At 72.6% G+C, this 23,849-nt stretch carries 22 protein-coding genes; 13 read left to right on the forward strand and 9 right to left on the reverse strand.

The genetic code is table 11. The features are described 5' to 3' along the window. Positions 1-55 precede the first annotated feature (55 nt). The 5 genes from Val02_RS28975 to Val02_RS28995 all read left to right on the forward strand — a co-directional run bounded on the left by Val02_RS28975 (position 56) and on the right by Val02_RS28995 (position 6,896). A complete protein-coding gene (locus Val02_RS28975; protein WP_203902405.1) occupies positions 56-2,218 on the forward strand; it encodes a hypothetical protein in 2,163 nt (720 codons plus the stop codon). A gap of 303 nt (positions 2,219-2,521) precedes the next feature. Beyond that, complete coding sequence (locus Val02_RS28980; protein ID WP_203902406.1) at positions 2,522-3,514, forward strand: coiled-coil domain-containing protein; 993 nt, start codon at positions 2,522-2,524, stop codon at positions 3,512-3,514. Between the two features lie 108 nt (positions 3,515-3,622). Then, positions 3,623-4,846, forward strand: a complete 1,224-nt coding sequence (locus Val02_RS28985; RefSeq protein ID WP_203902407.1) for a PP2C family protein-serine/threonine phosphatase — start codon at positions 3,623-3,625, stop codon at positions 4,844-4,846. Then, positions 4,843-6,432, forward strand: a complete 1,590-nt coding sequence (locus Val02_RS28990) for a sensor histidine kinase (RefSeq protein ID WP_203902408.1) — start codon at positions 4,843-4,845, stop codon at positions 6,430-6,432. The genes Val02_RS28985 and Val02_RS28990 overlap by 4 nt, the downstream gene beginning before the upstream one ends. Further along, positions 6,429-6,896, forward strand: coding sequence for a response regulator (locus Val02_RS28995; protein ID WP_203902409.1), 468 nt, complete (start codon positions 6,429-6,431; stop codon positions 6,894-6,896). Before Val02_RS28990 ends, Val02_RS28995 begins: the two co-directional genes overlap by 4 nt. Before the next feature lie 30 nt (positions 6,897-6,926). Here the strand turns inward: Val02_RS28995 and Val02_RS29000 are convergent, their stop codons facing one another. From Val02_RS29000 to Val02_RS29025, 6 genes are all read right to left on the reverse strand, one after another. Next, positions 6,927-8,273: a dipeptidase gene (locus tag Val02_RS29000; protein WP_203902465.1), complete on the reverse strand. Its 1,347-nt coding sequence runs from the start codon at positions 8,271-8,273 to the stop codon at positions 6,927-6,929. Positions 8,274-8,410: 137 nt separating this feature from the next. Next, on the reverse strand, positions 8,411-9,511 hold the full coding sequence (locus tag Val02_RS29005) for a M48 family metallopeptidase (protein ID WP_308440027.1): 1,101 nt from the start codon (positions 9,509-9,511) through the stop codon (positions 8,411-8,413). Between the two features lie 36 nt (positions 9,512-9,547). Next, complete coding sequence (locus Val02_RS29010) at positions 9,548-10,210, reverse strand: uridine kinase family protein (RefSeq protein WP_203902410.1); 663 nt, start codon at positions 10,208-10,210, stop codon at positions 9,548-9,550. A gap of 61 nt (positions 10,211-10,271) precedes the next feature. After that, positions 10,272-11,828, reverse strand: coding sequence for a cobyric acid synthase (locus Val02_RS29015; protein ID WP_275415622.1), 1,557 nt, complete (start codon positions 11,826-11,828; stop codon positions 10,272-10,274). Then, positions 11,825-12,787 (reverse strand): cobalamin biosynthesis protein, encoded by a 963-nt coding sequence (locus Val02_RS29020; RefSeq protein ID WP_203902411.1) that lies wholly within the window; start codon positions 12,785-12,787, stop codon positions 11,825-11,827. The genes Val02_RS29015 and Val02_RS29020 overlap by 4 nt, the downstream gene beginning before the upstream one ends. 75 nt (positions 12,788-12,862) lie before the next feature. Then, a complete protein-coding gene (locus Val02_RS29025; RefSeq protein ID WP_203902412.1) occupies positions 12,863-13,531 on the reverse strand; it encodes a single-stranded DNA-binding protein in 669 nt (222 codons plus the stop codon). 211 nt (positions 13,532-13,742) lie between these two features. Between Val02_RS29025 and Val02_RS29030 the strand changes: the two genes are divergently transcribed. Both Val02_RS29030 and Val02_RS29035 read left to right on the forward strand, forming a co-directional pair. Further along, a complete protein-coding gene (locus Val02_RS29030) occupies positions 13,743-14,663 on the forward strand; it encodes a proteasome assembly chaperone family protein (protein WP_203902468.1) in 921 nt (306 codons plus the stop codon). Between the two features lie 40 nt (positions 14,664-14,703). Beyond that, positions 14,704-15,603, forward strand: a complete 900-nt coding sequence (locus Val02_RS29035; RefSeq protein ID WP_203902413.1) for a serine/threonine-protein kinase — start codon at positions 14,704-14,706, stop codon at positions 15,601-15,603. On the opposite strand, the gene Val02_RS29040 is transcribed toward Val02_RS29035, so the two are convergent. Next, positions 15,585-16,664, reverse strand: a complete 1,080-nt coding sequence (locus tag Val02_RS29040) for an acyltransferase family protein (RefSeq protein WP_203902414.1) — start codon at positions 16,662-16,664, stop codon at positions 15,585-15,587. The genes Val02_RS29035 and Val02_RS29040 overlap by 19 nt on opposite strands. A 68-nt stretch (positions 16,665-16,732) precedes the next feature. On the opposite strand from Val02_RS29040, the gene Val02_RS29045 reads away from it, so the two are divergent. Genes Val02_RS29045 through Val02_RS29055 form a run of 3 tightly spaced genes read left to right on the forward strand, consistent with a single transcriptional unit; the run spans position 16,733 to position 18,731 of the window. Further along, a complete protein-coding gene (locus Val02_RS29045; protein ID WP_203902415.1) occupies positions 16,733-17,194 on the forward strand; it encodes a protein-tyrosine phosphatase family protein in 462 nt (153 codons plus the stop codon). A 45-nt stretch (positions 17,195-17,239) separates the two neighbouring features. Continuing rightward, positions 17,240-18,058 carry a cutinase family protein gene (locus Val02_RS29050; RefSeq protein WP_203902416.1) on the forward strand — a complete coding sequence of 273 codons (819 nt, stop codon included), beginning with the start codon at positions 17,240-17,242 and terminating at the stop codon, positions 18,056-18,058. Positions 18,059-18,068: 10 nt separating this feature from the next. Further along, positions 18,069-18,731: an NUDIX domain-containing protein gene (locus Val02_RS29055; protein ID WP_203902417.1), complete on the forward strand. Its 663-nt coding sequence runs from the start codon at positions 18,069-18,071 to the stop codon at positions 18,729-18,731. Here the strand turns inward: Val02_RS29055 and Val02_RS29060 are convergent. Then, a complete protein-coding gene (locus Val02_RS29060) occupies positions 18,708-19,709 on the reverse strand; it encodes a WxL protein peptidoglycan domain-containing protein (protein ID WP_203902418.1) in 1,002 nt (333 codons plus the stop codon). The genes Val02_RS29055 and Val02_RS29060 overlap by 24 nt on opposite strands. A 16-nt stretch (positions 19,710-19,725) precedes the next feature. Next, positions 19,726-20,790: an HtaA domain-containing protein gene (locus Val02_RS29065; protein ID WP_203902419.1), complete on the reverse strand. Its 1,065-nt coding sequence runs from the start codon at positions 20,788-20,790 to the stop codon at positions 19,726-19,728. Positions 20,791-20,984: 194 nt separating this feature from the next. Here Val02_RS29065 and Val02_RS29070 point away from each other — a divergent pair, with 194 nt between their 5' ends. The 3 genes from Val02_RS29070 to Val02_RS29080 are packed head-to-tail and all read left to right on the forward strand — an operon-like array spanning position 20,985 to position 23,847. After that, positions 20,985-21,761 carry a neocarzinostatin apoprotein domain-containing protein gene (locus Val02_RS29070; RefSeq protein WP_203902420.1) on the forward strand — a complete coding sequence of 259 codons (777 nt, stop codon included), beginning with the start codon at positions 20,985-20,987 and terminating at the stop codon, positions 21,759-21,761. Then, a complete protein-coding gene (locus Val02_RS29075; RefSeq protein WP_203902421.1) occupies positions 21,758-22,786 on the forward strand; it encodes a heme/hemin ABC transporter substrate-binding protein in 1,029 nt (342 codons plus the stop codon). Before Val02_RS29070 ends, Val02_RS29075 begins: the two co-directional genes overlap by 4 nt. Further along, complete coding sequence (locus Val02_RS29080; protein ID WP_203902422.1) at positions 22,777-23,847, forward strand: FecCD family ABC transporter permease; 1,071 nt, start codon at positions 22,777-22,779, stop codon at positions 23,845-23,847. Before Val02_RS29075 ends, Val02_RS29080 begins: the two co-directional genes overlap by 10 nt. The last annotated feature ends 2 nt before the right edge of the window (positions 23,848-23,849 follow it).

Consider the following 23,849-nt stretch of genomic DNA (forward strand, 5'->3'; position numbering starts at 1 on the left):
GTACAACTCGATAATCAGGACCGGCGGCCCGCCCGCGCCGAACAATACGGGTGACATGTCCAGTCTGCCGATGCTGCAGGAACGCCGCGCCGGCGGTCCGCTCTCCCGCCCGCGACGGGTGATCGGTGCCGCCCTGGCGCTGGTGCTGACGGCCGCGCTCGGCGCCGCTGGTCACCGGGCGCCGCAATCGGCTCCGGACGCCGGCATCGCCCGGCTGGACTCCGTTCCTCCGCCGCCGGGGGGCCGGTCGTGGGCGCCGGCGCCGGTGCGCGTCGACGGGCTGGCCGCCCTCGCCACCTCGAACGCCGACGGCTTCGCCCTGCACACCGCGGGCGGGCCGGTGACGTTCCTGCCCGGCGTGAACCTGGGCAGCACCAAGCCCGGCCACCAGCCCGGGGAACTGCCGGGCACCGCCGATGACTACCGGCGCTGGTTCGCGGCGATGGCGTGGCTGGGCGTGCGGGTGGTGCGCGTGTACACGATCCACCCGCCGGCGTTCTACTCCGAACTGCTGCGCCACAACCGGGCCAGTCCGGAGCGGCCGCTCTACCTGGTGCAGGGCGTCTACCTGCCGGACGAGTCCTACGTGCAGACGCGGGACCTGTACCAGGGAGCCGGTACGGAGGCGTTCACCCGGGAATTGCGGGACGCGGTCGAGGCGGTGCACGGCAACCTGCACCGCGACGTGACGCCGGGCCGGGCCGCCGGTGACTGGACGGCCGACGTCTCGCCGTGGCTCGCGGCGTGGATCGCCGGGGTCGAGTGGGACCCGTACGCCGTCGACAGCACCGACCGGCGCAACCCGAACGCGCCCGCGCACGACGGGAAGTACTTCCGCTCGACGCCCGAGGCGAGCCCGACGGAGCGCTGGATCGCCGCCCGCCTCGACGAACTGGCCACCGCCCAGGCCGCGCACGGGCTGTCGGTGCCGATCGCGCACGCCAACTGGCCCACCACCGACCCGCTGAGGCACCCGGAGGAGCCGCTCGAACAGGAGGATCTGGTCGGCGTCGACGCGAACCACATCCTGCCGACGCCCGCCTGGCCCGGCGGCACGTTCGCCAGCTACCACGCGTACCCGTACTACCCGGACTTCCAGCGGCACGAGCCGGCGTTGCAGGCGTTTCGGTACCGGGGGCGCGGTGATCCGTACGCGGGCTATCTCGACGCGCTGAAGCGGCACCACGCCGGGGCCGGGATGCCGACGATGATCACCGAGTTCGGCGTGCCGTCGTCGATCGGCTCGGCACACGTCGGGCCGCTCGGCCGGGACCAGGGCGGGCACTCCGAGCGCGAGGCGATGGCGATGGACGCCGAACTGATGGATCTGATCCAGGATCTCGGGCTCGCCGGTGCGCTGGTCTTCGCGTGGACCGACGAGTGGTTCAAGTTCACCTGGAACACGATCAACCACCAGGAGCCGGCGGAACGGCGTTCGCTGTGGCACGACCCGCTGACCAACGAGCAGCACTTCGGCCTCATCGCGATGGACGCCACCGGCGCGGTGAACGACGCGGTGACCCGGCTCGGCCCGGTGACGGCGCGGGTCGACGAGTCCTACGTGCACCTGCGGGTCCGGGCGCCGGGCGCGAAGCGGCTCACGATCGGGTTCGACACGCTGCCGGGTGAGGCCGCCGGCGCGCCGCCGGGTGCGACCTCGCGCAGCCCGGAGACGGCTTTCGCCCTGGATCTGGCGGCGCGGACCGGCGAGGCGTGGATCCGTTCCGACCTCGACCCGATGCCGCTGGACTACGCGGGCGGCTTCGGCACGCGCCCGCCCGCGCTGAACGGCTGGACGCGTTACCAGCTGACCACCAACCGCGATCTCGTGATTCCCACCACCGGACAGCGCCTGCCGGCGGAGTTCCTGGACGTGGGCACGCTGCGGTACGGCGGCTGGGACCCGCTCGCGAACGACTTCGACAACCGCGCGCTCTGGCGGATCGAGGGCGACGACGTGGTGCTGCGGGTGCCGTGGGGCCTCGCCGGGTTCGCCGATCCGTCATCGAAGGCGGTGCTCGTGCCGCGCGGCAGACAGGCCACCGCGCAGGTGGTCGACGGCGTGGACCTGAACGTCTCCATCGACGGAAACGACACCGCCGTCGGGCACCTGACCTGGGAGTCCTGGCAACGCGTCGGCTACGCCGAGCGGCTCAAGGACGGCGCCCGGGCGGTGCGGGACGCGTTCGTGCGCACCGCCGCCAACGGCGAACACTAGGTCACTCTAAGTAATCGTCTCCGTTCCAGGACTGGCGTTCTCATCACGCTCCGGTAAAGTGGCCGCTGGCCGTCATGCGGGCGACTGTGCGGGGCCGACGCCAGCAGCTCCCGACGACTCGGACCACCGGCACAGCTGTGCACCCGCATTTCGGGCGTTTCCCCCGCCCAAATTGCGGTCGAGCAACGTGGAGGACCTGGCCAACCGATGGAGTTCCCCGATATCCACCGGCATCACACGCCTTCTCAGCACTTCGCTACGTTCCGTAGACAACAGCGCGCACGCGCTTTGCTACACGCGGTAATGACCGCGCTCGCGGCGATCCTGGTGCTGGGGCTCGCCGCACCCGCCGGGGCGGCCCCCGGCGACGACGGTGCCGGCGAGGAGGCCGGCGCCCCGGCGACCCTGTTGGAGCAGCTCGACGTCGTCGGGCGCGCGTACAACGACGCCAAGGCGCAGCTCGATGCCTCCAAGGCCCGGCAGGCCGACATCAACAAGAAGATCGACTTCGCCAAGGCGCAGCTGGAACTGCTCGCCGACCAGGTCGGCGTGGTGGCCAACGCGGCGTACCGCGGCAGCCGGCTGAGCGTCATCTCGGGCCTGCTCAACGACACCAACTCCGACGAGACGCTCAACAAGATCAGCCAAGCGGCGTACATGGCCCAGCGCGACGACCGGAAACTGCGCGAGTACCGCCAGGCGCAGAAGGACCTCGCCGAGCAGCAGAAGGCGCTGGACGCCGAGGTGAAGCTGCAGGAGCAGCAGACCGCCGAGATGGAGAAGCGCAAGAACGAGACGGAGCGGGCCCTCGCCGCGGTCGGCAACGGCGGCAAGGTCAACGGCGTGCCGGTGCCCGTCCCGACGGCCAACCCGGCGCCGCGCGCGGCCAACGGCACGTTCGCGGCGGAGAAGTGCAGCGTCGACGACCCCACCACGACCAACTGCATCACCCCGCGGATGCTCAACGCGCTCAACGAGTCGCGCAAGGCCGGCTTCACCCGGTTCACCAGCTGCTGGCGCGGCGGCGACCGGTTCGAACATCCGAAGGGCAGAGCCTGCGACTACGCGGCCGCACCGAAGGGTTTCGGCGGCCATGCCACCGGTGACGACCGCAACTACGGAGACCGGCTCGCCGGATGGTGCGTGGCGAACGCCGACCGCATCGGTGTGCTCTACGTGATCTGGTACCGCATCATCTGGACACCGGCCGCGGGCTGGCACACCTACTCAAGCGGCGCGGGAAGCAGCGACCCGAACACGGCACACACCAACCACGTGCATCTATCGGTTCAGTAGCGCCCGGCGCGCGGGTCATCCGTTCGGCCGATCTATGCCGCTATTCTCGCGGTTGGACAGGGGTATCGATCGGCCGAGGAGGAGCCCCCCGATGCTGTGGGAGCGACGATGAGCGCCGGCTGGGGAGCCGCGCGGCTGGAGGTGTCGACGCTCGACAACCTCCGTCGCCCCCCGCCGCCCGGACCGGGGGACCGGCTGCGGGTGCTGCTCGTCGAGGACGACCCGGGTGACGCGTTCCTCGTCGAGGAACTGCTCGCCGAGGCTGCCGCGCCGGTAGACCTCGCGACGGCCACCGATCTCGCCTCGGCGCTGGCGGCCGTGGAGGACGTCCACTGCGTCCTGCTGGACCTCGGGCTGCCCGACACCAACGGCCTCGAGGGGCTGCGCGCGGTGCTGCGGGCCAACAGCACCGTCGCCGTGTGCGTGCTCACCGGGCTGGAGGACGAACACCTCGGCAACGCCGCCGTCGGCGAGGGCGCCCAGGACTACCTGGTCAAGGGCAAGGTCGACGGCGTGCTGCTCGGCCGGGCGCTGCGCTACGCGGTCGAACGCAAGCGCGCCGACGACAACGCCCGGCGGCTGCGCGAGGTCGAGCTGCGGCAGGCCGAGTCAGCCCGGCTCGAACGCGGCCTGCTGCCCAAGCCGCTGATGCGTTCCGCCGGGCCGCGGATCTTCCCGGTCTACCGGCCCGGCCGGCACCGGGCCCTGCTCGGCGGCGACTTCTTCGACGTGGTGCAGACCTCCCCGGACACGCTGCACCTGCTGGTCGGCGACGTCTGCGGGCACGGGGTCGACGAGGCACCGCTCGGCGTGGCGTTACGGGTCGGCTGGCGGGCCCTGGTGCTCGCCGGTGTGCCGGACGCCGCCGTGCTGCCCTCCCTCGAAGAGGTGCTGATCAGCGAACGCCGCAACGACGAGCAGTTCGCCACCGTCGCCACGGTCACCGTGGACCTGGCCGAGCGCACCGCCTCGATCCGGCTCGCGGGCCACCCGCCGCCGCTCGTGATCAACGGCACCGAGGTGCGCCTGTGCGACGTCGAACCGGGCCTCGTGCTCGGCGTGATCCCCGGCATGGACCGTCCACCCACGACGGTGCCGCTCGGCGGGCCGGACTGGGCGCTGCTCATGTACACCGACGGGCTGATCGAGGGCTGGGCCACGCCGGAGGCGAAGGAGCGCATGGGCGTCGACGGGCTGTGCCGGATCGTCGCCGGTGACGACCGTTCGCGGATCGCGCTGCCGGAGCTGCCGGCGTGGCTGCTCGGACAGGCCGAGGAGCGCAACGGCGGCCCGCTCGCCGACGACGTCGCGGTCCTACTGGTGACGCCGTGAGGGCGCGCCTCGGGGGATGGTCGCTGCGCGCCCGGATCACCGGCGTCAGTGTGGGCGTGGCCCTGGTGCTCAGCCTCATCGCGATCGTGGCCGCGGGTGCCGCCGCCGTCAACCGCGACAAGGTGACGCACTACGTCGAACACGTCGGGCCGGTGCGCTCCAACTCGCAACGCCTGCTCGGGGTCGCCGTCGGCCAGCAGAACAGCCTGCGCCAGTACGCCGGCAGCGGCGACGGCCGTTCGCTGGAGGAGTACAAGCAGTTCGTCGCCGAGGAGGCCGCCCTCGTCAGGACCACCGACGGGTGGCTCGTCGACGAGCCCGCGCTGCGCGCACAGCTCCACGCGATCCGTGATCAGTTGGCCGCATGGCGTTCCGACGTGGCGGACCCGCTCATCGCGACGACCCAGCGCGACGGGCCCGACCCGGCGCGCGGCACCGCGGACGCCGCCGCCCGGGAGCGGATCGCGGCGATCACCGCGGCGATCGACCGCTTCCAGCGGGACGTGACCGCGACCCGCGACCGGCTCCGTGAGGACATCTACGAGACCGAGCAGACGCTGATCTACCTGCTCGTCGCCGTGGCGGTCGTGGTGCTGCTGGCCGGCGTGATCCTGTCGATCCTGCTGCACCGGCTGGTGATCCGGCCGGTGCTGGCGCTCGCCTCGGAGGTGCGGCAGGTCGCGAAGGGCGACTACGCACACGAGATCGACGCGCCCGGGCCGCCCGAGATCGAACGCCTCGCCCGCGACGTCAACGGCATGCGCGCGCAGATCGCCAGCGACCTGGACGAGGTCATCGCCGCCCGGCGCAGCGTCGAGGAGATGAACAGCACCCTCGAACAGCGCACCGAGGAGCTCACCCGCTCCAACCGCGACCTGGAGCAGTTCGCCTACGTCGCCTCGCACGACCTGCAGGAGCCGCTGCGCAAGGTGGCCAGCTTCTGCCAGCTGCTCCAGCGCCGCTACGCCGGCCAGCTCGACGAGCGCGCCGACCAGTACATCTACTTCGCGGTCGACGGCGCGCAGCGGATGCAGCGGCTGATCAACGACCTGCTGGCGTTCTCCCGGATCGGGCGGGTCACGAGCGGGTTCAGCGACGTCGACCTCAACAAGGTCGTCGACGACCTCAAGGGCCAGCGCGCGCCGGTGCACGGCAGCGTGACCCGGGACGAGCTGCCCGTCGTGCGCGGTGAGGAGCCGTTGCTCACCGCGCTTCTCGGCAATTTGATCGGGAACTCCCTGAAGTTCCGCCGCAAGGACGTTCCCCCGCAGGTGCACGTCTCGGCGGAGCGCAAGGGCGAGGAGTGGGAGATCGCCGTGGCCGACAACGGCATCGGCATCCAGCCCGAGTTCGCCGACAAGGTGTTCGTCATCTTCCAGCGGCTGCACGGCAAGGACGCCTACGCCGGAACGGGTATCGGCCTCGCCATCGTGAAGAAAATCGTGGAGTACCACGGCGGTCGAGTCTGGGTGGACACGGCTGAGCGGGAAGGTACCCTGATCCGGTTCACGCTGCCGGTGGTCGAATCGCCTTCGCGGACCCCGGAACCCGCAGCCACCCCCCTTGTTGAGGAGCCAGCGACATGACCGACTCCGCCGCATACCCGCTGGCCGAGCCGTCCGCGATCGAGGTGCTCCTCGTCGAGGACGACCCGGGTGACGTGCAGCTGACCAAGGAGGCGTTCGAGGAGCACAAGGTGCGCAACCGGCTGACCGTGGTCAGCGACGGTGTCGACGCCCTTGCCTACCTGCGCCGCGACCCCGACGTGTACCCCGACGCGGTGCGCCCCGACCTGATCCTGCTCGACCTCAATCTGCCCCGCGTGGACGGGCGCGAGGTGCTGTCGGAGATCAAGGGCGACCCGGAGCTGCGCAGCATTCCCGTGGTGGTGCTGACGACGTCGGGCGCCGACGAGGACATCGTGCGCAGCTACAGCCTGCACGCCAACGCCTATGTGACGAAGCCGGTGGACTTCGACCGGTTCATCGCGGTGGTGCGGCAGATCGACGAGTTCTTCGTGAGCGTGGTGAAGCTGCCGCCCCGCGGGTGATTTGTTTGCGGGGCGGCAACCTTTCCGGTTTTATTGCGCTTCGGCAACCTTTTTGAGGAGCAGGGCCTCGGCGAGGCACACCTTCGCGAACTCGCCCAGGTGCAGGCTCTCGTTCGGGCCGTGCGCCCGCGCGTCCGGGTCCTCGACGCCGGTCACCAGGATCGCCGCATTCGGGAACATGTCGCGGAACGTGGCGATGAACGGGATCGACCCGCCGACGCCCATCTCCACCGGTGCGGTGCCGTCCCATGCAGCGGCGAACGCCGCCCGCGCCGCGTCGTACATCGGGCCGGTCGCGTCGATCGAGGTCGGTTCGCCGTCGCCCTCCAGCGTCACGGTCACCTTCGCGCCCCAGGGGGCGTTCTTCTCCAGGTGAACGCGCAGCGCCTCGTGCGCCGACGCGGCCGTGTCGCCGGGAGCGATGCGCATGCTCACCTTGGCGCGGGCGGTCGGCACGAGGGCGTTCGGGGCCTCCGAGGTCTTCGGCGCGTCGATGCCGAGCACCGTGATCGACGGCTTGGTCCAGACGCGTTCGACGATGCGGCCGGAGCCGATCAGTTCCACGCCGTCGAGGAGCCCGGCCTCCTTGCGGAACCGGTCCTCGGGGTAGTCCAGCGGTGCGGCGTTCGTGCGCACGAGCCCGTCGACGGCCACGTCGCCCGCGTCGTCGTGCAGCGTCGCGAGCAGCCGCACGAGCGCGGTGAGCGCGTCCGGCACCGCACCGCCGAACATTCCACTGTGGACGGCGTGGTCCAGGGTCTGCACGTCGACGTAGACGCTGACCAGGCCGCGCAGCCCGGTGGTGAGCGCCGGCTGGCCGATGTCCCAGTTGCCGGAGTCGGCGATCACGATCACGTCGGCGGTCAGTTCCGCCTTGTACTCGTTGATCAGTTCCTCCAGGGAACCGGAGCCGAACTCCTCCTCGCCCTCGATGAACAGCGTCACGCCCACCGGCAGCGCGTCCCCGTACGCCCGCAGCGCGGCGATGTGCGCCAGCACGCCGGCCTTGTCGTCGGCGGTGCCCCGCCCGTACAGCCGCCCGTCCCGTTCGACGGGCTCGAACGGCTCGCTCTTCCACTGGGTCAGGTCGCCCGGCGGCTGAACGTCGTGGTGCGCGTACAGCAGCACCGTGGGCTTCCCGGGCGGGGCGGGTCGCCGACCGATGACGGCGGGCTGGCCGGAACCCTGTCGCACGATGCGCACGTCGGGGACGCCGGCGTCCCGCAGCAGCGCCGCGACGGCCTCGGCGGAGCGCTCCACGTGGCTGTGGTCGAACCCGTCGAACGCGATGCTCGGGATGCGCACGAGGTCTTCCAGGTCGGCGCGGACCCGGGGCAGTTCACGGGCTATGGCGGCGCGGATGTCGGCTTCGCTCAGCGATGAGGTCATGAAACCCGATGCTATGCGCTCCGCTCGGGCCTCCGCATGATCGCGCCGCACCGCGGGACCTTCGGCGCGCGCGAAAGCGCCCCGGCGGCCGGGTCGGCTACCGGGGCGCTCTCGACGTCGTCGGGTCAGTTGTTGCTGGGCGGCGGGGTGTCGCCGGGCGGCGGGGGCGTGTCGCGGCGCGGGCCGCCCTTCGCCCAGTCCCGGACGCGGCTGGCGCCGGCCCCGACCCACTCGCCCACGCCACCGGCGCCGTCACCGACCCGGCGGACCATGTTGATCAGCGGGTCCTGCGAGTTGGCGAACGTCTCCCGGTACGAGGCCGCGGCGGCCTTCACGTCGTCGCCCCACTTGGCGTCCCGGTCGCCCTCGCGGCGCGGGTAGTCGCCGCCGAGGATCGCGCCGTACTGCCCCGAGTCGATCCACTTGCGCAGCTCGGCCGCGCGCGCCACGGGCAGCGGGTGCGAACGCCCCATCACCATCCGCAGCTTGATCAGGCTGTCCCGCAGGTCGCCGGAGCGCTCGTACTCGGCCGCCTGCTCCAGGAACGCCGTCGTGTCGATCTGCGACAGGTCGCCGCCGCCGGCCAGCTTCATCAGCAGGCGGGTGGAGGCACCCGGGTCCTGCGACGCCAGCAGGCCCGCGCGGTCGGCGGAGAGCTCGGCCTTGCGCCACCACTCCCGCAGCGCGGCCACCACCGCCATCAGCGCGAACGACCCCATCGGCAGCCACGACAGGCTGATCACCCAGCCGGTGAGGATCGTCAGCATCGTGCGGTACACCGCGTGCCCGCTCATCAGGTGGCCCAACTCGTGGCCGAGGAGCGCCTTGAGCTCCTCGTCGTCGAGCAGCTCGACGGCACCGTGGTTGATCACGATGAACGGCTTCGCCATGCCGATGCACATGCCGTTGAGCCGGCGGTCGGGTGCGACGTACAGCTCGGGCAGCTCCTTGATGTCCAGGGTCGCCGCGGCCGACGCGAACGCCTGGTACACCTTCGGGTACTGCCGATCGCTGACCTTGATGGCGCCGCCGAGGAACTCCAGCCGCCAGGCGCGCTCGTTCCACAGCCCGTTGAGGACCTTGAGCACCTCGTCGAACCCGCGCAGCTCACGCAGTGCGGTCAGGGCACCACGGTCGGCCGGGTGCTCCCAGGCCCGGGAACTGACCCCGGTGAGCACAATTGGACGGCGCGTCGGCACCGGCTTTTCGCTGTCCGTCGTCATCATCGACCTCCCGCGTGAACCGTTCCCTGGGATGGTGCCCTAATGACGCAAGGGCGACCACCCTGAAATCACCGCAAATTCCCTGTCAGGGTTTTCCGGAGGAACCTCGGGGGCGCCGTCTATCCGCAGGTCAGCGGCTTCCCGGGTACGTTCTCTGGCAAAGTGCACAGTCTCCGCGGCCATCCAGCGCAGCCATTCGGGGCGCATCGCCTCGCCGTCGCGGGCGATTCCGCGGCGCAGCCGCAGCTCTTCGGGCGCCTCCACCCACAGCAACCGGGACAGGGCGTCGCGCGACTCCGAGCGCCCGCACGCCACCCCTTCGATGACGAGCACGTCGGTCACCGGGACCGGCCGTTCCTCGTCCGCGAAGCGCCGCGCGTGCCAGTCGTACGGGCGGTAGGCCCCGGGCCCGCCGCGCCGCAACGGGGCGAGCACCCACGCGTCGAGCCGGGGCCAGTAGCTGTCGAGGTCGCTCCACCCCTCCAGCAGGTCGTCGGTGTGCAGCAGCCCGACCGTGGCGCCGGTGTCCCGCACGGCGGCGGCGACCCGCCCCGCGAAGGTCGACTTGCCGGACCCGGCGTGCCCGTCCACGGCCACGAGCCGCACGGGACCCAGGCGCGGCGGCGCGGCGAGAACCCGCGCCGCCAGGTCGGCGAAGCCGGCTGTCACCGGCACCGGGGACCGGCCCGACGGCGCGCTCACCGGGGCTTCCTTCCCGACCCGCCGCGCACCGCGACGCCCGGGCCGACGGGCCGACGGTGGCTCATCGGGGCGCCCCCGGACCGACGGTCGGCAGGCCGGCCGGTGCACCCTTCTCGACCAGGCGGAGCAGGGCGGCGGTGTCGAGATGTTCGGCCACGAGGTCGGCGAGCAGGTCGACGGTGGCCGCCCGCAGGTCCGCGAAGCGCGTGTCGGGCGCGACGACGAAGCCGCTGCGGCCGGCCTGCCGCGCCGCCGCCGTCAGGAACGCCCGCCGCACTCCGTCGGACTCCAGCGCCCCGTGCCAGTGCGTGCCGTAGACGTTGCCGGCCACGGCCCCCTCGCCGGTGCCGTCCGGCAGCCGCACGAACGGCTCCACGGCCTCGTCCCACGCGGTGACCAGCCCGTGGTGGATCTCGTAGCCGGCGACCGGCACCCCGCCGAACGCCGTCCCGGTCGGCCGGCCCAGGGTCTTGCGCGCGGCGAAGCCGATGTGCGACGGCAGGATGCCCAGTCCGGGCACACTTCCGCGCCTGCTCTCGACCTCGTCGGTGATGCTGCGCGCGAGCATCTGGTACCCGCCGCAGATGCCCAGCAGCGGCTTGCCGGCGGCCACGTGGGCGCGCACCGCGTCGTCGAGTCCCTTGCCGCGCAACCACTCCAGATCGTCCACAGTGGACTTGCTGCCCGGGATGACGACGAGGTCGGCGTCGGCGAGGTCGGCCGGCTCGGTGGTGAGCCGCACGAGCACACCGGGCTCGGCCGCCAGCGCCTCGGCGTCGGTGGCGTTGGAGACGCGGGGCAGCCGCACGACCGACACCCGCAGCCACTGCGAGCCGTGGGCCGGGGCGGGCCGGCCGAGGACCCCGCCGTACGCGAGCGAGTCCTCACCGTCCAGCCAGATCCGTGAGTCCCAGGGCAGAACGCCGTAGAACGGCCGCCCGGTCAGCTCCGCCAGCGCGTCCAGCCCCGGCTGCAGGAGCCCCGCGTCCCCGCGGAACTTGTTCACCACGAAGCCGGCGAGCAGGGCCTGATCGGCCGGCGACAGCAGGGCGAGCGTGCCGTAGAGCGCGGCGAACACGCCCCCGCGGTCGATGTCGCCGACCACGATCACCGGCAGGTCGGCCGCCCGGGCCAGGCCCATGTTGACGTAGTCACCCTCGCGGAGGTTGATCTCGGTCGGGCTGCCGGCGCCCTCACAGATCACGGCGTCGTACTCGCGCCGCAGGTCGGCCAGCGTGGCCCACGCGGTGTCGCGCAGCCGGTCGCGCATCGCCCGGTAGTTGCGCGCGTCCACGGAGCCCACGACGGAGCCGAGCAGCACCACCTGACTCGTGCGATCCGAACCGGGCTTGAGCAGCACCGGATTGAACCGCACGCTCGGCGCCAGCCCGCACGCGTACGCCTGCAACGCCTGCGCCCGCCCGATCTCGCCGGCCCGCAGCGTCCCGTCCGGGGCGGTGTCGAGCACGACGGCGGAGTTGTTGGACATGTTCTGTGCCTTGAACGGCGCCACCCGCACGCCCTCGCGGTGCAGCCAGCGGCAGATGCCGGCGGTGAGCATGCTCTTGCCCGCGTCGGACGTGGTGCCGGCGACGAGCAGCCCGCCCCCGGCGCTCACCGCGCGCTCCGCGCGCCGGCCCCGACAGAGCGGCGGCGCAGGGCGAAGCCCACTGCCGCCACGAGAGCGGCCGCCTCGATCGCCCCGGCGAGCCGCGTCGCGCGCCGGATATCCCCCACGTCCGGCGCCCGCCCGTCGCCGAGCACGGGCCGTTCCTCCACCCGTCCGGCGTAGACGTTGGCGCCGCCGAGCCGCAGGTCCAACGCGCCGGCGGCGGCCGCCTCGCACTGCCCGGAGTTGGGGCTCGGGTGCCGGTGCCCGTAGCGCAGCCAGGCCCGCACGGCGCCGCGCGCCGACCCGCCGACCGACGGCGCCACGAGGGCGGTCAGCGCGGCGGTGAGCCGGGCCGGGCCGAGGTTAGCGGCGTCGTCGAGGCGCGCGGCGGCCGTGCCGAAGCGTTCGTAGCGCGGCGAACGGTGCCCGATCATCGCGTCGAGCGTGTTGACCGCCCGGTATCCGACGAGCCCCGGCAGGCCGGCGACGGCGCCCCACCAGAGCGGGGCCACGACGGCGTCGGAGGTGTTCTCCGCCACGGACTCGACGGTGGCGCGGCTCAGCTCGTCGGGCCCCAACCCGGACGGGTCGCGCCCGCACAGGTGCGGCAGGCGGCGCCGGGCGGCGTCGAGGTGGCCGTCCTCCAGGGAGGCGGCGAGCGCACCCGCCTCGCGGCGCAGCGAGGCCCCGCCGAGCACCGCCCAGGTGCACCCCGCCACCAGCGCGAACCGGGCCACCGGCCGCCCGCGCGTGAGCCGCTGCGCGGCGAGCGCCCCCAGCACCGGGACCCCGACCGCCACGGCGGTGTGGCGCGCGCCGGCCCGACGGCTCGGGGCGTACCAGCGGCGTTCCAGCGCGGCGGCCGCCCGCCCGAACCCCGCCACGGGGTGGAACCGGCGCGGGTCGGCGAAGACCCGGTCGAGCAGCACCCCTGCCGCGAGTCCGGCCGCATCGGCAAGCCCCATTCGGATCACCTCCGGACGGAATGGTCGCAGGACGGGGCGGGTCCGTGCGCACGGACCCGCCCCCGAGCGGGCCGATCAGACGGACACCGGGTGCCGTTCGCGGGCTCGGCGTCCCGACGCCGCCGGCGGCGCCTGATCGTCCGACTCGGACTCATCCGGGTCCTGCTCCCCGGTGAGCCCGTCCTCGACGTCCGGTGCCCCCACGGACCCGTCGAGAACGTCATCGAGGTCGAGGGACTCCTCGGGCACCGCCGCGAACGGACCCGAGAACGGATCGTCCGGGTCCTCCTCGGTGCGCGGGGCGTCGACCGCGACGCTCGGCTCGCCGTTGATCCGGGCGTCGGACTCCCGGTCCTCGACCGCGCTGGTGGCGAGGTGCAGGCGGGTGCGCTCGAACGTGCCGGTGCCGCGCGACAGGTCGTGCCCGATCGCGAGCGCGTCCAGTTCGTAGGCGACGCGGTGCTGCCCGTCCTCCGTCGTCCAGTCGCGGGTGTACATGCGGCCGCACACGACCACCGGATCGCCCACCTTCACCGAGGAGGCCACCCCCTCGGCCAGGCGGCGCCAGCAGTTGACCCGCACGCGCAGGCTGTTGCCGTCGATCCAGCGGTTGGTGGCCCGGTCCCAGCGCCGCGAGTGCGACGCCACCTTGAAGTGCGCCACCAGCACCTGGGTCTTCTCCAGCCGACGCCACTCGGGCATCGTGATCGCGTTGCCCACGATCGTCACGGTCGTGTCGTACATCTCGTCTCCTCACACGTCGTTCAACGGGGACCAGGCTGGTCCGCCGGCGGGGGTGCCACCAGCGGCCGGGGCCGTACCTGTGGACGGCGAGGGTGCTTGTGGACGAGGTGGAGCCAAGGAAAACGATCTGTTATGCAGAAGAACGGAATGCGCCGGCCGCACGTGGTGTTCGGCTTACCGTTCAGGCACATGACTGCGGGAGGTTCCGGTGGTGCTCGATCCACACGGGCTGTACGAGCTGACGGGCGAGCAGCCCGACCTGGGCCGGCCGGTGCTGGTGCAGGCGTTGACCGGGTTCGTCGACGCGGGAAACGCGGGTCAGCTCGCGCGTGAGCACCTGCTGAGCACGCGCGACGCGAAGCTGCTGGTGAAGTTCCACCACGACGAGTTGGTGGACTATCGCTCCCGCCGGCCGACCATGACGTTCGTCACGGATCACTGGGAGCACTACGACGAGCCGGTGCTCGGGATCTACCAGCTGCGCGACGACTCCGACGAGCCGTTCCTGCTGCTCGCCGGCCCCGAGCCGGACCTTCAGTGGGAACGCTTCATCGAGGCCGTGCGCGGCCTGATCGAACGCTTCAACGTGCGGCTGACCGTCGGGTTCACGGCGATCCCGATGGCCGTCCCGCACACCCGGCCGATCGGCGTGACCGCGCACGCGACCCGTTCCGAACTGATCGCCGGCTACGAGCCGTGGCTGTCCCAGGTGCAGGTGCCGGCGAGCGTGGCCAACCTGCTGGAGTTCCGGCTCGGGCAGCGGGGGCACGACGCGCTCGGCTTCGCGGTGCACGTTCCGCACTACCTGGCGCAGTCGTCGTTCCCGGCGGCGGCCGAGGAGCTGCTGACCCACCTGTCGCGGGCGAGCGGGCTGCTGCTGCCGACCGAGGAGCTCAAAGCGGCCGCCGGCGTGGTGCGCGGGGAGATCGACAAGCAGGTGGCGCAGGCGGACGACGCCGGTGCGCTGGTGCGGATGCTGGAGCAGCAGTACGACGCTTACGTGCGCGGCCGGGAGGGCACCAACCTGCTGGCCGAGCAGGAGGTGTCGCTGCCGACGGCGGACGAACTGGGTGCCGAGCTGGAACGGTTCCTCGCCGAACACCACCAGCAGCCGGGTGACTCACCCGGCTGAGCGGTTTCCACCCGCCCGGGCCCGGGTAGGGATCTTTACGATGACGGCGACGCGCACCCTGGGCGGCCGCTACCGGCTCGACGAGGTGATCGGGACCGGTGGCATGGCCAGTGTCTGGCGTGCCTACGACACGGTCCTCGAACGCGAGGTCGCCGTGAAGCTGCTCACCGCCGAGCACTCCGCCGACCCGGTCGCCTACCGACGGGCGCACAACGAGGCCCGGTACAACGCCCGGCTGGCGCACCCCAACGTGGCGGCCGTGTACGACTTCGGCACGTCGCGTCGCGCCGGCCAGGGCGCCGCCTACCTGGTGATGGAACTGGTCGAGGGCCCGCTGCTCAGCGACTACCTGCAGCGCGGGCCGCTGGACTGGGGGTTCGCCGCGCGGGTCTGCGCCGAGGTCGCCGCCGGGCTGGCGGCGGCGCACACCCGGGGCATCGTGCACCGGGACATCAAGCCGGCCAACGTCGTGCTCACCCGGGCCGGCGCCAAGCTGCTCGACTTCGGCATCGCCACCACCGCGGGGGAACCGGACCACACGCCCGAGGGCGAGATCCTCGGCACGGTCGCCTACATGGCGCCGGAACGGCTGGACGGCATGCCGACCGCGCCGTCCCTCGACATCTACGCGCTCGGCGTGGTGCTCTACCGCTGCCTCACCGGCTTGCTGCCGTGGCCGGCGGACTCGAACGACGACCTGATCGACTCGCACCTGCACCGGCCGCCCGCGCCGCTGCCCGACATCGACGGGGTGGCGCCGGAGGTGGTCGACATCTGCCTGGCGAGCCTGCGCAAGGATCCCGCGCAGCGGCCGACGAGCGTGGCGTTCGCGCTGCTGCTGGCGGCCGCCGCGGACGCGCAGGTGTACATCCCGCCGGTGGTCGCCCCGCCGGCGGCCCGCGCGGCGGTCGAGGACCTGCCTCAGGTGCGCACCGCGTGACGACCGGCCGTGCGCGGCGGGCCGACGGGTAGCAGCGCCGGCCGCCGCCGCGCGGCGACGTCCTCCACCCAGCCGAAGACCAGGACCGCCAAGGCGATCAGGGCCACGGCCACCCCGAGGTAGCCGAGATCCCCCAGGTTCCACGCGCCGATCAGGTCTCCCAGGGGGAACGCCAGCGCGATCGCCACGTTGTGCCAGAGATAGATCGTGACGGCGCGGGAGTTCAGGAGGGTGACGGTGCCGTCCAGCGGGCGGTTGCGCGCCAGCCAGCCCATGGACGGCGCCACCCGCAACGCCACCAGCACGAACCCGAGCGAGTAGAGCCCCTGCGCGAGCGGGATCTCGTTGAGGTTGGCGCCCTCGTCGGTCTCGTGCGTGAGCGCCCACGCCGCACCCGCCGCCAGCAGGGCCGGCACCAGGAACGCCAGCAGCACTCCGTTGAGCCGGCGCAGCTGTCCGGTGCGATGGGCGAAGCCGGCCACCCAGCACGCCCCGAACGTCGCCATGTTGACCACGACGTCACCGGCCAACCCGCCCACCTCGAACGGCCCCACCTGGGTGGCGGCCAGCACCACCAGCGGCACCAGGAGCGTCGCGAGCGGCCGGCGCCGGTACGCCCACCAGGCCACCGGCGACAGCAGCACGAACCAGAGATAGGTGACGAGGTACCAGAGCACCGTGGTCGCCGGTTCCACCCACTCGGTCCCGAACGGCTCAGCGAGGGGAACGAGCCAGAATGCCAGTTCGACCGAGAGCTCCTGATCGTGCCACCACATCAGGGGGATCAGGACGGCGCCCATCACCCACAACGCCGGGAGCAGGCGGCGGACCCGGCTGCGCACGGCACGGCCCGGTGCCCGCATCACCGAGGCGGCCATCAGCGACCCCCCGAGCCCGAACATCACGCCCATCGCCGGGAAGACGAAGCTCAGCCAGGCGAACGTGAACATGTGGAAGACGATCACGCGGAGGATCGCGATCGCGCGCAGGAGGTCCAGATAACGATCGCGGCCATTGGCATGGGTCAGGGTTTCTGAGGTTCGCGACTGCGGTGCTCGCAAGCTGCGCTCCTTGCTGCTCACGCAAGGATGGTGTCGCCGGTCGGCCGCGGGCCGGGCAGGATTGAGCGATGACTACCGGAGCCGGTGACCGCGAACGGGTGAACGCCTTGTGGGACGCGGACGCGCCCGGCATCCTGCGCCTCCCCTCGGGGCGGCTGGTCCGGGGCCGCGGGCTGCGCCACCCGTTGCCGGACGGTGTCGCGCCCACGCTCGGCATCTATCTGCTCGGCAAGCCTCCGCCGGCGGTGGAGTGGGAGAGCCGCTGGGTGCGCTGGCCGGACTTCCGCCTGCCGTCGAGCCCCGAGGTGCTGCGGGAGGCGCTGGGCGAGGCGCTGGCGGCGGCGCCGCACGGGCGGGTGGAGTTCGCGTGCCTCGGCGGGAAGGGGCGCACCGGGACGGCGCTGGCCTGTCTGGCCGTGCTGGACGGCGTGCCGGCGGCGGAGGCGGTGGCGTTCGTGCGCACCGCGTACGACCGGCACGCCGTGGAGACCCCGTGGCAGAAGCGCTTCGTCGCCCGCTTCGCTGACTAGCTTTCCTGTTTCGCTTTCCGCGGGCGCCGTGCGAAGGTCGTTCGCGTGGCCGGCCCGTCGCGCAAGCGGATCCTCGTGTTCGCGGGGATGGTCGCGGCGGTGCTGCTCGTCGGGGCGACCGTGGCGGTGGCGTCGTTTCGCGACGACGGCCGGCCGTCCACCGCCGGACCCGCCTCGCCCGGCCCGCCGTCCGCGCCGGTGACGCCGAGCCGGGACCCGCTGCCGTCGCCGGCCGCTTCGCCGAGCGCCTCGCCGCCGGCATCCGCGACGACGCCCGCGCCCGCACCGCCGGCCGCCGACGGCGCCTGCCGCACGGCGAAGCTCTTCGGGGCGCGCGGCACCGGCGAGGCACCCGGCACCGGAGGCCTGATCTCGACGGTCGCCTTCGACGTGCACACGACGATCGACGTGCCCCTCACGATCGCCGGCGTCGACTATCCCGCGTCCGCCGACATCACCGGCAGCGTGGCGAAGGGCGTCGCCGAGGTGAAGCGGCTCGTCGCCGCCGAGCCGGCCGGCAGCTGCCTGATCCTCATGGGCTACTCGCAGGGCGCCATCGTCATCGGCGACGCGCTCGCCGCCCTCGGGACGGCCGACGCCGCGAAGGTCCGTGCTGTCGTGCTGTTCGGGGATCCGCGCTTCCGGGGGAGCGAGCCGTACAACGCGGGCACCTACGCCAAGGGCACGAACGGCGTCTTCCCCCGCCCGGCCGGCCAGCTCTCCCGGTTCAACGGCCGGATCCGCAGTTACTGCAACGGCGCCGACAACGTCTGCCAGTCGCCCGTGGGATCCGCCGGCGGCATCCACACGAACTACCACGACTCGACCGCGCCGGCGGCCGCGTTCGCGGTGGGCAAGATATAGCGTGGGGATCATGAGTGGCACGCCCGGCCTCGACCGTCCCGACGCCCGCGGCCGCACCGGCCTCGACCGGGTGGGTCGCGACCTCACCGGCAACCCGAACGTGCGCGTCCGCGACGTCGAACTGATCGCCAGCGCGTGGCACGTGCTGCGGCGCACGACGTTCGACTACCGGCATGCGGACGGGCACTGGAGCACGGAGCAGCGGGAGACCTACGACCGGGGCAACGGCGCCACGATCCTGCTCTACGACACCGAACGCGGCACCGTCCTGCTGGGTCGCCAGTTCCGGTACCCGGTCTACGTCAACGGCCACCCCGACGGCATGCTCGTGGAGGCGGCGGCCGGCCTGCTCGACGAGGACGCACCGGAGGTCGCCATCCGGCGCGAGGCCGAGGAGGAACTGGGCGTCACGGTGGGCGAGCTGGAGCACGTGTTCGACGTGTACATGAGCCCCGGCTCGGTGACCGAACGCCTGCACTTCTACGCCGCTCCCTACACGCCCGCGGCGCGCACGTCGGACGGCGGCGGCCTGACGGAGGACGGCGAGGACATCACGGTCCTCGAACTGAACTTCCCCGACGCGCTGAAGATGATCGAGACGGGCGAGATTGCCGACGCGAAGACCATCATGCTGCTGCAGTGGGCGGCGCTAAACGGCCCGTTCGCGCGCTGAGCCGGCGGGGTTCTTCGGCGATCTTGCACTTGTGGCGCCCGACTTGCGCCGCTTCCCACCGATAAGCCACCACCACAACTGCAAGATCGACGAGCGCCACCCCCACGCGAGCAGCAACACGGCAACACCGAGGACCGTCCACGGCACCGCCCAGAGCGAGGTCTTGGAGGTCGTGACCGGTACGTCGCGGGCAACAACGGTCGCCGCGGCCGTCACGTACCCGGCCGGGGCGATCCCGCGCACCGTCTCGGTGACCGTGATGCGCGCGCCCGGAAGGAGTTCGGGGACGGCGATGTCGCGGGTCGCGCCGAGCCCCACCCCGAACGGCCCGGTCAGCCGCACCCGCGCCACCCCGGAAAGCCGCAGGTTGCCGGTGTTGCGCAGGTCGTAGGTGACCGTCATGGTGCCGCCGGAGAACGGGTGCGGCGGGTTGTCGTAGGAGACCCGCATCCCTTCGACCTTCAGCGCGGGGCGCGGATCCCCCGCGACGCGTAGGTAGACCCGGGCGGCGATGCGCCGGTCGACGTTCACCCGCTGGCCGTCGCCACCGGTCCGGGTGGTCACCAGGGAGGCGAGCACCCCGCCCGCGTGGTCGCCCGGAGCGGCGTTCGTCGGCACGGTCAGCCGGAACGGGATGTCGAGCGAGGCGCCGCCCTCGACGGTGTAGGCCCGCTGCCCGAACGCGATCCACGCGCCCACGTCGGTCGGCCTGCGCGAGGCGGGCAGCAGGTCGAACGCCCCGTCGACCGTGGTGTACGCGTCGGTGGCGTACACGGTGAAGGTCTGCGCGGAAGAAGAGCGGTTGCTGACCCGCACGACGTCGTCCACGACCTGCCCCGGGACCAGGTCGTAGACGAAGTGGCTGCGGCCGGCGGTGCCGCCCGCGGGCTGCACCGCCCAACCGGTGTCATCGGCGAGGGCCGGCGAGGCCGGAAACAGCAGTACCAGGAGGAGTAATACGGCTGAGCCGGCCCTCATTCGAGACAACCCCTTACTAGGACAGCGTGAGCGTCAGCGTCGCGGTGTAGGCACCGGGCGCCGCCGTCGCCGGGATGGCGAGCGACAGCTCTCCCCCGCAGGTGAAGACGCCCGCGCTCGCGCCGGCCGCCGCCTTGCAGAGCGTGCGTCCGGTGTTCAGGCCGGTGGCCGTGGCGCCCGGGGTGACGGCCGCGGAGCCGTTCGCGGCGGTGGCGGTGGGCGTCCAGCCGAGGTTTGCCGCCCCGATGGTGCCGGCGCTGCCGGTGAAGTCCTCGACCTGGCCGACGAGGTTCCAGCCGGCGTTCGTGCCGCGCAGGTCGCTGACGGTGCTCGGGTTGAGGGCGCCGGCGGCGGTGCCGCCGATGGAGCCGCCGGCTAGCGTGACGGTGCCGCCGGTCGAGGAGAGGCTCAGCGGCCCGTTCGGGATCTCGACGGCGAGTTCCTGCTGGGCCGTGCCGCCGCCGGGCGTGCCGGGGTCGGTGCCGCCGGCGAGCGTCACCGCGCTGCTGACCGCGTCGAGCGCCGTTCCCGCGCTGTAGAAGCCGTTGAAGGCGCTGGCGCCGGCCTCGGTCAGGGTCGCGGACAGGGCCGTGAAGGTGACGGTGGAACCGTCCACTGTGGGCGTTCCGGCGCCGATGGTCGCGATGTCGGACTGGACGACCGAGACGGGCGGGACACCGCCGCCGGTGGTCTCCAGGACGACGTCGCCCTTGAGCACGCGGGTCGCGCCGTTGAGCACGAGGCTCGGGTTCGACAGCGTGATCTTGAAGAAGTGCGCCGGGTGGGAGAAGACCACCGTGCCGCCGTAGGTGATCGACGTGGCGCCGTTGTCGGCGTCGTAGCTGCCGCCGGTGACGGGGAACCGGAAGGTGCCGTTGCTGTTGATGGTCGCACCACCCGAGGCGGCGATCGGTGGCGTGCCGTTGCCGCTGTTGACGTATGCGCGGAACGAGGCCTTGAAGCCCCAGTCCAGGTATCCACTGTCCACTGTGGCCGGTGCCGCGACGGCGGGTGTACCGACCGCCAGCAGCGCGACCGTGGCCGCGCCCGTCACCAGAGCACGTAGTCTGGTCTGCGTCATCCCTTACCTCTTTCGGAAGCGGGTGGCAGGGTGTGTCGCCGCACGGGCGCCGGCTGTCCAGGCCTATCGGGCGCCCCGCGGCGACACGCCCGCTCTCGTTGTGCGGGCTTAGGTTAGCCTTACCTGAACGAATCTCATAGAGCGGCGTAGACCACTTCCGCGCGAGCCGAAGCAAAGGTTAGGCTCGCCTAACTATGGCCAGATCGCTTGTGGTCGTCGCGCTGGCGGCGGCCTTCGTCGTGCTGCCCGCGACCGCCCGCGCCGACACGACCGGCACCGGCGGCGCCGGTCAACGCCTCACCGTCTCGAAGACCGCGGGGCTCGCCGCCGGCGGCGAGACGGTCACCGTCGAGGGCTCCGGCTACGACGTCGAGAAGGGCATCTACGTGGCGTTCTGCGTGGACAACGGGGCGGGTCAGGTGCCCGGCCCGTGCGGCGGCGGCGCGGACACGTCCGGTTCCACCGGTGCCTCGCACTGGATCTCGTCCCACCCGCCCGCCTACGGCGAGGGACTCGCGCAGCCGTACGGGCCCGGCGGGACGTTCCGGGTGACGCTGCGGCTGACCGCCGCGCTCAACGCCGACACCGACTGCCGCACCGCCAAATGCGCCGTCGTCACGCGCGCCGACCACACCCGCACGAGCGACCGCTCGCAGGACGTCCGCGTGCCGGTCGGCTTCGGCACGGGCGGGGGCGCCGCCGTGCCGCCGGCCGCCACGACCCGACCCGGCGCGGCGCCCGCCGGCAGCACCCGGGCCGTCCCCGACGCCGGCGCCGCGCCCGCCTCCTCGGTCCCCGCGCCGGGCGCCGCGCTCCCCGCCCCCAGCATCGGCGACGCCCGGCCGCCGGACCTCAGTGTCACCCGGGTCAGCGTGAGCGAGTCCGCGTCGCGCTGGTGGACCGGGATCGGGATCGCGATCCTGTTGCTACTCACCGCCGCGGTGCTGTCGCGGCGCCGGAGGCGTTCATGAGATTCGGTCGAACGGCTTTGGGTACGGCCCTGCTCCTGTGTCTGTCCACAGTGGTCGGTTGTGCGGGCACCACCACCGACGCCGGCGGCACACCGGCCGCGCAAACGGGGTCGTGCGGCCCCGCGACCGCGAAGCTCGACCGGGCGGACGTCACCCCGCTGGACGAGAAGGCGACGCCCGCGCTGCCGGTGACCGTCGACTCGGCCGACGGCGAGAAGGTCACCGTCACCGACGTGAGCCGCATCCTGCCGGTCAACCTCTACGGCTCCATCGCGGAGATCGTGTTCAGCCTCGGGCTCGGCGACCGCGTGGTCGGGCGCGACACGTCGACGACGTTCCCGGCGGCGGCGAACCTGCCACTGGTGACGCCGGGCGGGCACGACCTGTCGGCCGAGGGCATCCTGCGGCTCAACCCGACCGTCGTCGTCACGGACCGGAGCATCGGCCCGGCGGAGGTGCTGGCGCAGCTGCGGCGCTCCGGCATTCCGGTGGTGTTCGTGGACGACAAGCAGACGCTGCCCGCCATCTCGGGACACATCCGCGCGATCGCGGCAGCGCTCGGCGTTCAGGCGTCGGGCGAGAAACTGGTGCAGCGCGTCGAGGGCGAGATCGCCTCGGCGAAGTCCGGCGCGCCGAAGGCCGCCAAGAAGCCCCGCGTGGCGTTCCTGTACGTGCGCGGCACCGCCGGCGTCTTTCTGTTGGCGGGCAAGGACGCCGGCTCGGACGCGATGATCGAGGCGATCGGCGCCGAGGACGCCGGAACGGCGATCGGCATCACCAAGTTCAAGCCGCTGACCAGTGAAGGGCTCATCAACGCCGCGCCGGACGTGCTGCTCGTGATGACCGAGGGGCTGCACTCCGTGGGCGGGGTCGACGGGTTGCTCAAGCTGCCCGGGGTGGCCCAGACGCCGGCCGGTGCCGCGCGCCGCGTGGTCGACATGGACGACGGGATCCTGTTGAGCTTCGGGGCCCGCACCGGGCAGGCCGTTCAGGCGTTGGCGCGCGCGGTGCACTCGTGCGGGTAGGTGCCCCGACGACCGACGTACGGATCCGTCCACAGTGGACTGCTTCACTCCTCGGGGTTCTTGCGGTCGGGCTCGCGCTGCTGTGTCTCGTGGCCGCCGGCACCGGACAGGTGAAGGTGCCGCCCGCCGAGGTGCTCGGCTCGCTGCTGCACCGGATGGGGCTCGACCTGGGGCCGATGCCGCGCGCCCCGCAGGGCGAGAACGCCCTCTGGTACGTGCGCTTCCCCCGGGTGAGCCTCGCCGTCCTGGTCGGGATGGCGCTCGGCTGCGCGGGTGCGCTCATGCAGGGCGTGTTCGGCAACCCGCTCGCCGAGCCGGGCATCGTCGGGGTCTCCTCCGGAGCCGCCGTCGGCGCCGCCACTGCCATCGTCACCGGCGCGTCGGCGCTCGGGCCGTGGAGCGTGGCCGCCGCGGCGTTCGCCGGCGGGGTGCTCACCACCCTGCTCGTCTACGCGCTGTCCCGTTCGGACGGGCGCACCGAGGTCGTCACGCTGGTGCTGACCGGCATCGCGGTCAACGCCGCCGCCGGCGCGCTGCTCGGGCTCCTCATGTTCCTCACCGACGACGACGGGGTGCGCGCGATCGCGTTCTGGAACCTGGGCAGCCTCGCGCAGGCCACCTGGGCGGCCGCCGGCGTGGTCGCCCCGTGTGTCCTCTGTGGACTGGCGGTCGCGATGTCCGCGGCGCGCAAGCTCGACCTGCTCGCACTCGGCGAACGCCCCGCGCGCCACCTCGGCGTGGACGTCGAACGCTTCCGGATGACGCTCATCGCCGTCACCGCCCTGCTGACGGCCGGCGCGGTGGCGTTCTGCGGCATCATCGCGTTCGTCGGGCTGGTGGTGCCGCACCTCGTGCGCATCGTCGCCGGGCCCGGCCACCGCATCGTCATCCCGGCGAGCGCACTCGGCGGGGCGATCGTGCTCGTCGGCGGCGACCTCGCGGCGCGCACCATCATCGACTACCAGGAACTCCCGCTCGGCGTGCTGACCGCGCTCGTCGGCGGCCCGTGCTTCTTCTGGCTGCTGCGCCGCACGCGCGCCAAGGCCGGCGGCTGGGGCTGACT

The sequence above is a fragment of the Virgisporangium aliadipatigenens genome (genome assembly GCF_016863615.1).
GTDB lineage: Bacteria > Actinomycetota > Actinomycetes > Mycobacteriales > Micromonosporaceae > Virgisporangium > Virgisporangium aliadipatigenens.